Source organism: Luteibacter sp. (assembly GCF_035539195.1).
Lineage (GTDB): Bacteria > Pseudomonadota > Gammaproteobacteria > Xanthomonadales > Rhodanobacteraceae > Luteibacter.
On the sequence record NZ_DATLIW010000027.1, the window covers coordinates 143511 to 157425 of the forward strand.

Genomic DNA, 13915 nt, shown 5'->3' on the forward strand with positions numbered 1-13915 from the left:
CCCTCCCCGCGACCGCCTCTGGCCTCACAGATGCGGGTGGAAGCATGCGCCTTCAACGGTGAAGGAGCAGCGCGGCAGCCCTCCTCCGCTTTTTTCACACTACACCCTGCATCCTCGGCGAATCGCCACCCCGTGGAGCCTCCGTGACAGCCAGCCGCGACACCTTGCCCCGCCCGGCTATCGACCTTGTCGATGCCGACACCGCCCTGTTCCTGGACGCGGACGGCACGCTGCTTGCCTTTGCCGACGATCCGGACGCCGTCGGCCTGGCCGATGGGCTGCTGGACACCCTCGACAGCCTCCACGCGGCGCTCGGCGGCGCGATGGCCCTGGTCAGCGGCCGGGCGATCAGCGCGCTCGATCGCATCTTCGACCGCCCGCACTGGGCCGCCGCCGGCCAGCACGGCATGGAGCGGCGCGACACGACGGGTAACCTGGTCACGCTGCCGGTGGATACGGCGGAACTGGCCCGGCTACGCGAGGCCGTTCATGCGGTGGCCGCCGAACTGCCCGGCGTGCGCGTGGAAGACAAGAGCTGGTCGGTCGCCTGGCATTGTCGCGAGCGTCCCGAGTACCAGGCCGAGCTGGCGCGGCGGGCGCCGGAGATCGCCGCGGGCTTTCCAGGATTCGAGCTCCAGCCGGGCAGTTACGTATTCGAGTTCAAACCGCGCGGCATGGACAAAGGCGTCGCGGTGGCCGCCTTCCTCGACGAGGCACCCTTCCGCGGACGCCGCCCGGTCTATCTTGGCGACGACCTCACCGACGAGCACGGTTTTGCCGTGGTCAACGCCCGCGGCGGCGCGTCGGTTCGTATCGGCGCAAGAACACCGTCACAAGCGACGTTCACATTGTCTAGCCCGGCCGACGTCCATGCTTGGCTGGATTCCGTGAAAGCCAGGCTGACGCAAGGAGCCGCAAGCGCAACATGAGCCGACTAGTCGTCATCTCCAATCGCGTCGCGCTACCGAAGCAGACGCAGACCGGCGGATTGGCGTCCGCGATGAACGCGGCGCTGCAGGAAATGGGCGGCCTGTGGTTCGGCTGGAGCGGCAACATCGCCGCCGAGACCGGCAAGGAACTGCACGAAGTCACCGACGGCAACATCAGCTACGCCACCATCGACATGTCCAAGGCGGACCATGACGACTACTACAGTGGCTTTGCCAATCGCGCGTTATGGCCCTTGTTCCACTACCGCGCCGACCTCGTCGACTACCGCCGCGATCATCTCGAAGGCTATCTCCGGGTCAATCGGATCTTCGCCAAGCGGGTGGCGAAGCTGCTCAAGAAAGACGACATCATCTGGGTCCACGATTACCACCTGATCCCGCTGGCGGCGATGCTGCGCGAGCTCGGCGTCGAGAATCGGATCGGCTTCTTCCTGCATACGCCGCTACCGGCGGCGGGGCTGCTGATCACCCTGCCGCGACACCGGGAGCTGCTCGAGCCCTTGGCCTCGTACGATCTCGTCGGCCTGCACACCCAGCGCGACCTGCGCGCGCTCGAAGACTACTTCCTGCACGAACTGGGCGCGGCCATGCGCACGGGCGGTCGCATCCGCGCGGCCAATGGGCGCATCTTCCGCGCCGGTGTCTTCCCGATCAGCATCGATACCGCCGAGGCGGTCGAGCTCGCCCATAGGGCCGAAGACAGCGGTGCCGTGGCCAAATTGAGGGCGAGCGTGGACGACCGTTCGCTGATCATCGGCGTGGATCGCCTGGATTACTCGAAAGGCCTGCCCGAGCGTTTCGAAGGCTTCGCGCGCCTGCTGCGCGACCACAAGGAAATGCGCGGCCGCGTGTCGCTCCTGCAGATCGCCCCGCCCTCGCGCTCGGACGTGCCCGAATACCGCTCGCTACGTCGCGAGCTCGAGCGCAGCGCCGGCCATATCAACGGCCAGTACGCCGAGCCGGACTGGGTGCCGATCCGTTACGTGAACAAGTCGTTCGCGCATAAAGTGCTCGCGGGCTATTTTCGCGTGGCCAAGGTCGGTCTCGTCACGCCCCTGCGCGACGGTATGAACCTGGTCGCCAAGGAGTACGTCGCCTGCCAGGATCCCCAGGATCCGGGCGTGCTCGTGTTGTCCCGCTTCGCCGGTGCCGCGCAGGAGCTGGACGCGGCCCTGCTGGTCAACCCCTCGGATCTGGACGAAGTTTCCGAAGCCCTGAAACGGGCCCTGGAAATGCCGTTGAAGGAGCGCCGCATGCGCTGGCAGTCGATGATGGACGTGCTCGAGCGCAACGACATCACCACCTGGCGCAATGCCTTCCTGCACGCCCTGACCGAGCCGCCGAAGGTGAAGCCGGAGATCTACGTGCAGACGCCGATGACAGCGCCTTAGCCGCCGGTCCAGACCAGCGAAGCGAAGCGGCCGCTGTTGGCGCCGTCGCGACGGTAGGAGTACAGCCGCGCGTCGGTCAGGGTGTCGAAACCGCCGCCCGATACCTGCGCCACCCCCGCGGCCGCCAGCCTGCGCCGCGCGAGCGCGTAGAGATCGCAATGCCAGTGCCCGGGACGGGTGACGGCGAACGCGCCGGCCGCGCCGGCATCGCCGTCGACGAAGGCCGCGCGCACCTCCTCCCCGACCTCGTACGAGCGGGCCCCGATCGCTGGCCCGAGCCAGGCCTGGATGCGCTCGGCGCCCATCGTCGTTACGGTGTTTTCGAGTACGCCGGCCGCCAGCCCGCGCCAGCCGGCGTGGGCGGCGCCGATCGTCCGGCCGTCGGCCGAGACGAACAGCACGGGCAGGCAGTCCGCCGTGAGGATGGCCAGCACCTGGCCCGGGCCACGTGCCACGGCGGCGTCCGCGACCGGCTCGTCGTCGCCGGCCGCCGGCGCTTCGACCACCGCGATGCCATGGACCTGGCGCAGCCACAGGGGCGGCGCCGGCAACGCCAGCGCTTCCGCCAGCGCCCGTCGGTTGACCTCGACCGCGGCGGCATCGTCGCCGGACCGCAGCCCCAGGTTGAGTCGGTCGTACGGAGCCTCCGACACGCCCGGTCCCCGCCGCGTGGAAACGGCGGCGCCGACGCCGGCCGGCGCCGTCCAGTCAGGCACGATCCAGTCGGCGTCCATCCTCAGTCCTCGATCGGATGAAGGACGGTGTCGGCCCTCAGCGCCTCGATCAGGGCGTTCTGGTCGTCCGGCCTCGCCGAATCGAATTCCAGGTACTCGCCGGTGATCGGGTGGTCGAAGCCCAGCTTTTCCGCGTGGAGGGCCTGGCGCCGGAAGCCGCGCAGGGCGTCGATCAACGCCTGGCTGGCACCGCGCGGGAGGCGCAGGCCATTGCCGTAGAGCTGGTCGCCGACCAACGGATGGCCGATATGGGCCATGTGCACGCGAATCTGGTGGGTGCGGCCGGTCTCCAGGTTGCACTGGATGACGCTGTGGGCACGGAAGCGCTCGCGGACGCGGTAATGGGTCACCGCTTCCTTGCCGCCGTCGATGACGTCGCGAATGCCCTGCTTGAGGCGGTCGTGCTGGTGACGGCCGATCGGCTGGTCCACCGTGCCGCCGGCCACCATCGTACCGAGCACCACGGCCTCGTACTGGCGACGCACTTCGTGGCGGGAAAGCATTTCCACCAGGCGCGTCAGCGCCGGGAGGGTCTTGGCGACCACCATCAGGCCCGCCGTGTCCTTGTCCAGGCGATGGACGATGCCGCCGCGGGGCAACTCGGCCAGGGCCGGATTGTGGTGCAGGAGGGCATTGAGCATCGTTCCGGTGGGGTTGCCGGCACCCGGGTGGACGACCAGCCCCATGGGCTTGTCGACCACCATCAGGTCGTCGTCCTCGAAGCGGATATCCAGGGCAATGTCCTCGGCCTGGGCGTGGACCTCATTCTCCAGCTCCGCCTCCAGCTCGACCTTCTCACCGCCCCGGACGAGCTGGCGTGGCGCCGCGCGGGTCCCGTCCAGCAACACTTTGCCGTCCTTGATCCACCCTGTGAGGCGGGATCGTGAATAATCGGGGAACATCTCGGCCACGGTCTGGTCGAAACGCCGTCCAGCCGCCGTTACCGGCACAATGGCTTCATGTCGTAACGTCGTCATACCGCCCCGCCCGGCCCATGGCCGGTTTCGGCTATCATGCCTTTTCGCTCAAGCATCCGAACTCTCTCAATGCGTGTAACCAAGATCACCATTCTGCTCGTCCTCGCCCTGTCGATGAGCGCCTGCTCGATGTTCCGCAGCAAGAAGGAGACGATCGATACGATGCCGGAAGACCGGCTGTATGCTTCGGCTCACAATTCGCTGGAATATTCGGACTATTCGGCCGCCGAGAAGGCCTACCAGCGCCTGATTGCGCGCTTCCCGTCCGGTGACGTCAATGAGCAGGCCCAGATCGAACTGGCCTACGCGCAGTACAAAGACAACAAGCCGGACGACGCTTACTCCACGATCAATCGCTTCATCAAGACGTTTCCGACCCACAAGCATGCAGATTATGCCTATTACCTGCGCGGCATGATCAATTTCGACCGCACCGGTGGTGTGATCGAGCGCTATCTGCAGCGCGGAAGCTCGGCGTCGACCCGTCGTGACCAGGGTTTCAACCTGACCTCGTTCGACGATTTCAGCCAGCTCACCCGTCGGTATCCGAACAGCGCCTACGCCACGGACGCCCGCCAACGCATGATTTTCCTGCGTAACCAGCTGGCAACCTTCGAAATCAACGTGGCCGAGTTCTACCTGCGCACGAAGGCGTACATCGCTTCGGCCGACCGCGCCCAGTATGTGATCGAGCATTACCAGCAGTCGCCGCAGACGGCCGACGCCCTGGCCATCCTCACACGTAGCTACGTGGCCCTGGACCGCAAGCCGCTGGCCGAGCAGAGCCGCAAGGTGCTGGCCCTGAACTACCCGAACCACCCCTACCTGACCGACGACACCTGGCCGCACAGCCCGTCGATCTGGCGCAAGGCGATTCCGTTCTCGGGTCACCATTGATCCTTGGGGTATGAGAAGAAAGCCGGCGAAAGCCGGCTTTTTTTGTTCGCGGCGATGGTGGGCTGGCTCGCCTTTGGCCTCGCCTTCGTTCGGCTCGCGTTGCGTCGCAAGAGCCGGCGGGTCTCACCCTCGGGGCACCGTCTGCGGCGACCCGCGTCGGAAGGGCCGCGTGCCGCGGCCGTTTACTTATTGCCCTGCGGGCCGGGTCGGGCTTCGACCGGGGGTTTTCGACGCGACTCCTGTCGCGCGAAAACGGCCGGCCATCCATGGCCGGCCCCCTACGGGCCTCGTCCGGTCGGAGCCCTCGCCTACGCTAATCGCCCCGAGGGTGAGACCCGCCGGCTCTTCCGGGCACTGAGGTTTCGTGGGGTCGAGCGTAATGCTCGCTGGCTGGTGGGTCTTCGTTCGACGCGATCGGGGCTGCACCTCGACGTTACGAGGACGATGTTGTGGGAGCCGATTCAGCGGCGATCTTGTGGGAGCCGATTCATCGGCGATGTTGTGGGAGCCGATTCATCGGCGATCCCGCGGCAGCGGGCCAGGGTGCGGCAAGCACCCATCGCCGCTGAAGCGGCTCCCACAGTAAAGGCGCCCCAGGTCGGAGCCCGACCGGGCCCGCAGGGCAATAAGTAAACGGCCGCGGCACGCGGCCCTTCCCTCGCGGGTCGCCGAAGCGGGCCCCCGAGGGTGGCACCCGCCGGCTCTTGCGACGCAACGCGACCCAACGCAACGCGAAGCCAAAGGCGAGCCAGCCCCTTCCCCCAAAGAGCCCATCCACCCCAAGCCGGATCTATCGCCAGCCGGAGGTGATCGGGTAGCGGCGTTCGCGGCCGAAGGCCTTGGTGGTGACGCGGGGGCCGGGGGCGGCCTGGCGGCGTTTGAACTCGTTGATGAAGACCATGCGGATCACCCGGCGTACGGTGGCGTCGTCGTGGCCGGCCGCGATGATGTCCTCGGCCGAGGCCTCGCCCTCGATGAAATGCTCAAGGATCGCATCGAGTTCGTCGTAAGGAGGGAGCGAGTCCTGGTCGGTCTGCTCGTGGCGCAGCTCGGCCGACGGCGGGCGATCGATCACCGCCATCGGGATCGCGCCGTCGATCGCTGCGCGCCAGCGCGACAGGGCGAAGACCGTCGTCTTGTAAACGTCCTTCAGCGGAGCGTACGCACCGCACATGTCGCCGTAGAGGGTGGCGTAGCCGACCGCCATCTCGCTCTTGTTGCCCGTCGAGAGCAGCAACTTGCCGGTCTTGTTCGACATCGCCATGAGCAGCACGCCACGGGCGCGCGACTGCAGGTTCTCTTCGGTGATGTCCGGCTCGCGGCCGACGAACACAGGCGCCAGGGCACCGGTAAAAGCCTCGTAAATGCCCTCGATCGGTAGCACGTGGTACTCGACACCGAGGTGCTCGGCCTGGGCCTTGGCCTCGCGCAGGGAGAGATCGGAGGTGTAGACCGTGGGCATCATCACCGCGGTGACCTTGTCCTTCCCCAACGCATCCACGGCCAGCGCCAGGGTCAATGCCGAGTCGATCCCGCCCGACAGGCCGAGCAGCACGCCGGAGAAATGGTTCTTGCCGATGTAATCGCGGATACCACGGACGATGCCTGCGTACATGAGTGCTTCGGGCGAACGCGTGTCCGCAGCCGGCCAGTCGATGGCCGCGAGTCGCCTGGTCACGGTGTCGAATTCGACCGTGAGCAGCATCTCCTCGAACGATGGCGCACGGGCGAGGACCTCGCCATCGGCCTGGACCAGGAGCGAATGGCCATCGAACAGCAGGTCGTCCTGGCCGCCGACCAGGTTCACATAGGCGATCGGCAGGCCGGTTTCGCGGGCACGCTGCTTGAGCAGGGCCTCGCGCGTTGCCGCCTGGCGGCGATCCCATGGCGAGGCATTGATGACCAGGATCAGCTCGGCACCGGCCTGCGCGACATGGGCGGCCGGCTCGGCCTCCCAGATGTCCTCGCAGATCAGCATGCCGACGTTGACGCCTTCGATGTTGAACACGCGCGTGGCTTCACCGTGCTGGAAGTAGCGCTTTTCGTCGAAGACCGTGTAATTGGGCAGTTCCTGCTTGTGGTACGTCCATTCGATCCGGCCCTCGCGGATCAGGGAGGCGGCGTTGAACACCTCGCCCTGCGAGTCCGGGTAACCGACGATGGCGGAAATGCCCTGGATGGTCGGCGCCAGCGTCCTGAGCTCGCGGTGGCAGGCATCGAGGAAGCTGGGCCGCTGGAGCAGATCCTCCGGCGGGTAGCCTGACAGCGTCAGCTCGGGGAAAGCGACCAGCGAAGCACCCAGGCGATCGCGCGCCTCGTCGGCCAGCGCCTTGACCCGTCGTGCGTTGTCGGCGGTGGCACCCACCGGGAAATCGAACTGGGCCAGGGCGAAGCGAAAGGTGGACATGGGGGATCCGTGCGGTCGCGGGGACTGGCTATGATAAGACACAAGGGCTGAGGCGAGTCGGCGAAGCGCCGTGCTCACTCCACGGGAACGTCGTAGATCGTGTCCGCTGCCGCCGCGGAGGGCAGCGAGTAGTGCCACCACTCCGGCGCATAATTGACGAAGCCTTCGGCCGCCATCGCATGCAGCAGACGCTGTCGATTGACGCGCTGCGCCGCCGATATGCCCGGATCGTCGGTATGCGCGCGCGGGTCGAAGAAGTCGAAGTCCGTGCCCATGTCCAGCGGCGCGCAACGCGCGTCGTCGCAGCGCATCAGCGTGAGGTCGACGGTGGCGCCCCGGCTATGACCCGAGATCGGCGCGATGTACTCGCCAAGCAGCTTGTCCTTGCCCAGATTGGGATAGTGCGCCGCCTTGGTCCGCGTATCGGAAAGGTCGCCGGCCCAGCGCACGAACGCCGTCACCGCGCGCGCAGGGCGGTAGCAATCCCACACCCGCAGGCGATAGCCATCCTTGCGCAGGGTCGCTTCCACCCGCGCAAGGGCCTCGGCGGCGGCCGTACGCAGGAAGCATTTCGGCGCGCGATAACCATCGACCGGCGCACCGGTGAAGTTGTCGCTCGTCGCGTAGTGGATATCCTCGGCGATGTCGGGCACCAGCGAACGGACGTCGGTCAGGCCGGCCGCGAGCGGGGTTCGGGCCGGCGACAGCCGGGGCGATGTCTCGCCGGCCTTCGCGCCAAGCGCAATCGCGCCGGCGAGGAAGAGCCAGGTCTTCATGGTCGTTGCTGACATCGACATCGGAATCGACCCTGGCTGCTGCCGCCGTTCGGTATGGCCGATGCTACCGTGGAACGACGTCAAGGCAGGGCTGCGTGACATGGTCGTAAAGCGTGGTCGATAATTCATGCCATGTCATCATCCGTTTGGAATGCCTATTCCTGACGCCCGTCGTGACAGCACCCGGGGAGGGGACGCGTGATCCAGTCGGTTTGGCCTTATCTGGCCGTGATGCTGCTGGCTGCCGGCTTCTGGCCCGCGATCGAACGTCGTTACGGCTGGAAGGTATTCGGGATTCTTCCGCCCATCGTCCTCACCTACCTCACCGTCACCGCGCTTTCCGTCGCTGGCCTGTGGACCTCCTCGGAGGAAATCCATGCGGCGCAGAACATGCTGGTCGCGCGGCTCGTGCCTGCCCTGCTCTTCCTTTTGATGATCAACTGCGACCTGCGCGCGATCCTTGCGCTGGGTCCGCGCGTGCTCGGCGTCTTCGTCTGTACCTCGATCAGCCTGTTCATCGCCTTCGTGCTCGCCTTCCTTATCTACCGTCACTGGATGCCGGCCAACGGCTGGATGCCGCTGGCCTCGCTGTCGGGGAGCTGGGTCGGCGGCACGGCGAACATGATCGCGGTGAAGCAGGCGATCGAGATGTCCGACACGGCACTGGCCACGACACTGCTTACCGACGCGCTCTGCTACTCGATGTGGGTGGTCGTGCTGTTCGCGGCGGCACCGCTCGCGCCTGCGTTCAACCGCTGGACGCGCGCGGTATCGAGTGCGGACCTCACGGTCGCCGAGACCGCGCCACGTGCTCCCGCCACGCCGGACAGCGTGTTGCTATGGCTGGGTCTCGCGCTGCTGGTGGCCGCATTGTCCACCGTGGTCGGCGCGCAGCTACCCGTCGGCAGCATGCTCTCCGCGACCACCTGGACCATCCTGCTGGCGACGGCCGCCGGCCTGGTCGTCGCCCATACGCCGCTGGCACGACTGCCCGGTGCGCAGGCGGTCTCCAGCGCCATGCTGATCGCCGTGGTGGCGGTGCTTGCCTCGCAGAGCAGTTTTGCCGGCATCGCCGCCGCGCCGGTGTACCTTCTCGCGGGCGTCACCGTGATCGCCCTGCACGCCGTGCTGCTCTGCCTCGCTGCGCGCATCTTCCACTTCGATCTGTACCTGTGCGGCATTTCATCGCTCGCCCATATCGGCGGCGTGGCCGCCACGCCGGTGCTCGCCGCGACGTATTCGCGCTCACTGGTGCCGGTAGGCATCCTGCTTGCGCTGCTCGGATATATCCTCGGGACTGGATTCGGTCTCGTGGTCGCCACGGTGCTTTCGGCGCTGGCTTCCTGACCAAGGACCCCTTCATGACGACGCTCCGCCACAGCCTGCTCGCCGCCCTGCTCGCACTGACCCTCGGCGGTACGGTCGCCGCTGCCGATATGCCCGTGCCGCCATTGGGCATCCCCGGCATGTCCGACGCGCAGCTCTCGCCGGCGTTCTGGGTCGCGCGCCTGACCGGCGCCGACAAGGTCGTGCTCGATACCGCCGCCATTGCCGCACTCAACGCACGCGTGGCCAGGCTGGACTCGTCGATGCATGACATCCGCCACCTGCCCGCCACGTTGCCACGCGACCAGGTGAAGGCCTGGATCGAGAAGCTGACTCGCCGTCCCTCGGGGCCGCTCTTCGACACCGAAGGCAGGCCGGTAACCGCCACCGTCATCGACGCGGTGATGAGCAACGCGGCGATCGCCGCCGTTCCCGCGCAGGTAACGCCGCGCTACGGCATGGCGGTGCGTCGCGGCGCGTTGCGTGGATACCCCACCGATCTCCGGGTGTTCAACCACGCCGGCGACACCGATATCGATCGCTTCCAGGAAAGCACACTGTTCCCGGGCGATCCGCTCGTCGTGGTGCATACCAGCGAGGACGGCAAGTGGGTGTTCGTCGTCAGTCCCCGGTATGCGGCCTGGATGCACGCGGACGATGTCGCCTACGGTGACGCTGCCGCGGTCTTCGCCCATGCCGACGCCACGCCGTATCGCATCGTCACCGGTGCCAAGCCGCTGACCGTGTACACGCCGGAGGCACCGGCCGTGTCCGAGCTGCAACTGGACATGGGCACGCGCATACCCCTCGATACCTCGCTGCCGCCGGACCAGCCGGTGAACGGGCAGAACCCGTACACCTCCTGGGTACTGAGCCTTCCCGTGCGCGATGCGCAGGGCGCGCTGTCGTTCCACCCCGCCCTGCTCCAGCGCAACCAGGACTCCTCGGCCGACTACCTGCCGATGACGCGGGCGAACATCGTGCGCCAGGCCTTCAAGTTCCTTGGCGAACGCTACGGCTGGGGTCATGCGTACAATGGCCGCGACTGCAGCGGCTTCGTCTCCGATGTGTATCGCAGCATGGGTGTACAGATGCCGCGCAACACGGGTGACCAGAGCATCAGCCCCGGCCTCGCCCACACCGTCTATACCGACAAGGACAGCCACGATGCGCGCGTGAAGGCCGCGATGGCGCTCGAGGTCGGCGACCTCGTCTACATCCCCGGACACGTGATGATGGTGATCGGCAAGATCGACGGCGAACCCTACGTGATCCACGACGTGGGCGGCATCGGTTACCGGCAGGCCGACGGCAGCCTGCGCCGCATCAAGCTCAACGAGGTGTCGGTGACACCGCTCCTGCCCATGATGTTCGGCGACGACGAGACCTTCGTCGATCGCATGACCAGCATTGTGCGCATCCGCTGATCCGGTCGGGAGAGCCGCCATGAAAATCACCGATATCCGCTTCGGCATGCTGCGCGTACCGCTGAAGACCCCATTCAAGACGGCATTGCGCACGGTCGAGAAGGTCGAAGACATCGTCGTGATGGTGCATACCGACGAGGGTCGCGTCGGCTACGGGGAGGCACCGGCCACCGCGGTCATCACCGGCGACACCCACGGCTCGATCGTCGACGCCATCCGCCATTACATCGCGCCACGCCTGATCGGCGAAGACATCGCCGACCTCAATCGGATCACCAGGCTGATCCAGGGCACGATGGAGAAGAACACCAGTGCCAAGGCCGCGGTGGAGATCGCCGTATACGACCTCTGGGGCCAGCTCTACGGTGCGCCCCTGTACAAGCTCCTCGGTGGCGGCAACCCGGTGATCACCACCGATATCACCATCAGTGTCGACGACATCGACAAGATGGTCGCGGACGCCATCGCCGCGGTGGATCGCGGATTCGCATCACTGAAGGTCAAGGTCGGCAAGGATATCGGCGTCGACATCGAGCGCGTCCGCGCGATCCATCGAGCCGTCGAAGGCCGCGCCCTGCTTCGCCTCGACGCGAACCAGGGCTGGACCGCGAAGGAAGCCGTTCGTGCACTGCATGCGCTGGAAGATGCGGGCGTACGCCTCGAACTGGTCGAACAACCGGTGAAGGCGCGCGATCTGGAAGGTATGCGCTATGTCACCGAACGCGTGCAGACACCGATCATGGCCGACGAAAGCGTGTTCGGCCCGGTGGACGTGATGGACCTTATCCGCCTGCGCGCCGCCGACATCGTCAATATCAAGCTGATGAAGACGGGCGGCATCTCCAATGCCATCCGTATCGCGGACATCGCCGGCATGTATGGCATGGAATGCATGATCGGATGCATGCTGGAGAGCAGCATCAGCGTCGCCGCCGCCGTACACGTCGCCGTCGCCAGGTCCGATGTCATCACCAAGGTCGATCTCGACGGGCCTTCGCTTTGCGCGTACAACCCCGTCGACGGCGGCGTGAACTTCAACGAGTCGGAGATCTCGGTGAGCGACGCCCCCGGCCTGGGCATCCGCGCGATACGCGGCCTCGAGCCGCTATGAGAGATGCCGGCCATCCACCGTGCAGCCATGGCTGGACACCGACTTCATGCTTGAACCCTGACCGGACCCTCACCATGCCGTCTCCCCGTACACTCGGCCGCCTGCTCGCCCTGGCGGGCATTTTGCTCACCGCGTCGAGCGGCGCTTTCGAAACGCCGGCCGCCTGGTCGGTATCCCGGCAGATGGTCGTGGTGACCACCGATGGCTGGGACGCCGACCATGGCATCCTGCGTACCTATGTGCGAGAAGGCACGCAGTGGAAACCGCAGGGCCCGGCCACCGACGTGACCATCGGCACGCACGGCAGCGCCTGGGGCGTGGGCCTGAATCCGCCCGAGCACGATGGCCCGGTGAAAAAGGAAGGCGACGGGCGTAGCCCGGCCGGGGTGTTCCGCATCGGCGATGCCTTCGGTTACGCGCAGACCCATGCCACGGCCTTGCCCTATCGTGCACTGACCGTCTCCGACTATTGTGTGGACGTGGACGGCTCGCCCTATTACAACCAGCTCGTCGACGCCACGAAGGTCGGTGAGAAGGCCGTCGCCGGCGCCACCGAACCGATGCGCCGAGACCTCCATTTCGACGGCGACCATGCCTATCGCATCGGCTTCGTCATCGAGCACAATCCCGATGGTCGCAAGGGCGCGGGCAGCTGCATCTTCGCCCACGTGTGGAAGTCGCCCACCTCACCGACCGCCGGCTGCACGGCCATGACCGACGCCGCGATGGAGCGGCTGCTCGGCTGGCTCGACCCGAAGAAGAAGCCGGTGTTCGTGCTGCTGCCGGCTTCCGAATACGCCCGTCTGCGCGAGGCCTGGAACCTGCCGGCCCCATGACCGACGGCTAGCCGGGAATCGTCACCTCGACCAGGCGTTCCAGCAGGGTCAGGGACTCCTGCCAGCCCAGGTAGCATTGCTCGACGGGGATCACATCGGGGATGCCTTCCTGGACGATCTGCAGCTCGGTGCCGCAGGAGACCGCACACAGGCCGATCGTGGTGACCATGGTGCCCGGCAGGTTGGGATCGTCGAAGCGGTCGTCATGGACGATACGTTCGTTCGGGACCAGTTCCAGATAGGTGCCGCCGAAGCTGTGCCCGTTGCCGCTCGAGAAGTTGGTGAAGCTCATCCGATAACGGCCGCCAACCCGTGCGTCCAGCTCGTGCACGGTGCAGGTGAAGCCGTCCGGCGGGAGCCATTTGGCAAGAGCGGGGGCGTCGAGGAAGGCGCGGTAAACGCGTTCCGGGGGCGTGGTGAAAACACGAAGGAGGCGGACGGTGCCAGACATCGGAGTATCCCTTGGCGAGGAGGAGCCCTCATTCTGTACGACGAATGGCGGGGACACGAATCGACATGCTCGCCAAATAAAAAAGGTTCATCGCGGAAGTCCGGGGACGCCGAAGGCATCGGTTCACTCAGCGGCTGATGCCGCGGCGGCGGGCTCGGACGTGGCGGCGCAGAGCCTTCGGTGCCCACCCTCGCTGCTCAGACAGGTCCTCCGCGTTTCGTACCGGAAAGGCCGCTGCGCGGCCCATGTATCTATATGGCCTGCGGCCGCTCCACTTGTGCGGAACTCGCCTCGAGGGTGGACGCCAAGGTCTCTCACGACGACACGGTCAGCTGGCAGGAGAGCCGTTGTGTCGTGCCGTCGTCGGCGCCGGCCGCGCCCGGAACACCCGGGCGAAGCGGACGCGGTTGCTGGTATCCGGTTGCCCAACACCTTCGTCGCGCTTGTCTCGGCGTGCTTGCCGGCGATGCCGCCGCGCGCTTTGGCTCGACCCACGCGAGCCTCACGGTTCGGGAGAGTCTTCGGTGCCCACCCTCGAGGCGAGTTCCGCACAAGTGAGCGGCCGCAGGCCACATAAGACACGCCGCGAAGCGGCCTTCCGCACCGAACGCGGAGGACCTGTCTGAGCAGCG

General features: G+C 66.5%; 12 protein-coding genes. 7 read left to right on the forward strand and 5 right to left on the reverse strand.

Annotated elements, in window-relative coordinates; genetic code table 11:
• The first annotated feature begins 143 nt into the window (after nt 1-143).
• Nucleotides 144-929, forward strand: a complete 786-nt coding sequence (gene otsB, locus VM621_RS08545; RefSeq protein ID WP_325468541.1) for a trehalose-phosphatase — start codon at nt 144-146, stop codon at nt 927-929.
• Nucleotides 926-2341 carry an alpha,alpha-trehalose-phosphate synthase (UDP-forming) gene (otsA, locus tag VM621_RS08550; protein WP_325468542.1) on the forward strand — a complete coding sequence of 472 codons (1416 nt, stop codon included), beginning with the start codon at nt 926-928 and terminating at the stop codon, nt 2339-2341. Before otsB ends, otsA begins: the two co-directional genes overlap by 4 nt.
• Here otsA and pgeF read toward each other — a convergent pair.
• Together pgeF and rluD are read right to left on the reverse strand one after the other, a co-directional pair.
• Entirely contained in the window at nt 2338-3075 is a 738-nt protein-coding gene (gene pgeF / locus VM621_RS08555) for a peptidoglycan editing factor PgeF (protein ID WP_325468543.1), read from the reverse strand. The genes otsA and pgeF overlap by 4 nt on opposite strands.
• 2 nt (nt 3076-3077) lie before the next feature.
• Nucleotides 3078-4052, reverse strand: a complete 975-nt coding sequence (gene rluD, locus VM621_RS08560; RefSeq protein WP_325468544.1) for a 23S rRNA pseudouridine(1911/1915/1917) synthase RluD — start codon at nt 4050-4052, stop codon at nt 3078-3080.
• 69 nt (nt 4053-4121) lie between these two features.
• On the opposite strand from rluD, the gene VM621_RS08565 reads away from it, so the two are divergent.
• Entirely contained in the window at nt 4122-4949 is an 828-nt protein-coding gene (locus VM621_RS08565) for an outer membrane protein assembly factor BamD (protein WP_325468545.1), read from the forward strand.
• A 790-nt stretch (nt 4950-5739) separates the two neighbouring features.
• On the opposite strand, the gene VM621_RS08570 is transcribed toward VM621_RS08565, so the two are convergent.
• Both VM621_RS08570 and VM621_RS08575 read right to left on the reverse strand, forming a co-directional pair.
• On the reverse strand, nt 5740-7356 hold the full coding sequence (locus VM621_RS08570; RefSeq protein ID WP_325468546.1) for an NAD+ synthase: 1617 nt from the start codon (nt 7354-7356) through the stop codon (nt 5740-5742).
• 74 nt (nt 7357-7430) lie between these two features.
• A complete protein-coding gene (locus VM621_RS08575) occupies nt 7431-8132 on the reverse strand; it encodes a M15 family metallopeptidase (protein ID WP_325468547.1) in 702 nt (233 codons plus the stop codon).
• 198 nt (nt 8133-8330) lie between these two features.
• Here VM621_RS08575 and VM621_RS08580 point away from each other — a divergent pair, with 198 nt between their 5' ends.
• The 4 genes from VM621_RS08580 (at nt 8331) to VM621_RS08595 (ending at nt 12832) form a co-directional block, all read left to right on the forward strand.
• Nucleotides 8331-9479: a DUF819 domain-containing protein gene (locus VM621_RS08580; RefSeq protein WP_325468548.1), complete on the forward strand. Its 1149-nt coding sequence runs from the start codon at nt 8331-8333 to the stop codon at nt 9477-9479.
• Nucleotides 9480-9493: 14 nt separating this feature from the next.
• Entirely contained in the window at nt 9494-10885 is a 1392-nt protein-coding gene (locus VM621_RS08585) for an SH3 domain-containing protein (RefSeq protein ID WP_325468549.1), read from the forward strand.
• A gap of 19 nt (nt 10886-10904) precedes the next feature.
• Nucleotides 10905-11996 (forward strand): dipeptide epimerase, encoded by a 1092-nt coding sequence (locus VM621_RS08590; RefSeq protein ID WP_325468550.1) that lies wholly within the window; start codon nt 10905-10907, stop codon nt 11994-11996.
• A gap of 74 nt (nt 11997-12070) precedes the next feature.
• Nucleotides 12071-12832: a L,D-transpeptidase family protein gene (locus VM621_RS08595; RefSeq protein WP_325468551.1), complete on the forward strand. Its 762-nt coding sequence runs from the start codon at nt 12071-12073 to the stop codon at nt 12830-12832.
• 7 nt (nt 12833-12839) lie between these two features.
• On the opposite strand, the gene VM621_RS08600 is transcribed toward VM621_RS08595, so the two are convergent.
• The gene (locus VM621_RS08600; RefSeq protein WP_325468552.1) at nt 12840-13283 is read right to left on the reverse strand and encodes an SRPBCC family protein; all 444 of its coding nucleotides are present in this window, start codon (nt 13281-13283) and stop codon (nt 12840-12842) included.
• Between the last annotated feature and the right edge of the window lie 632 nt (nt 13284-13915).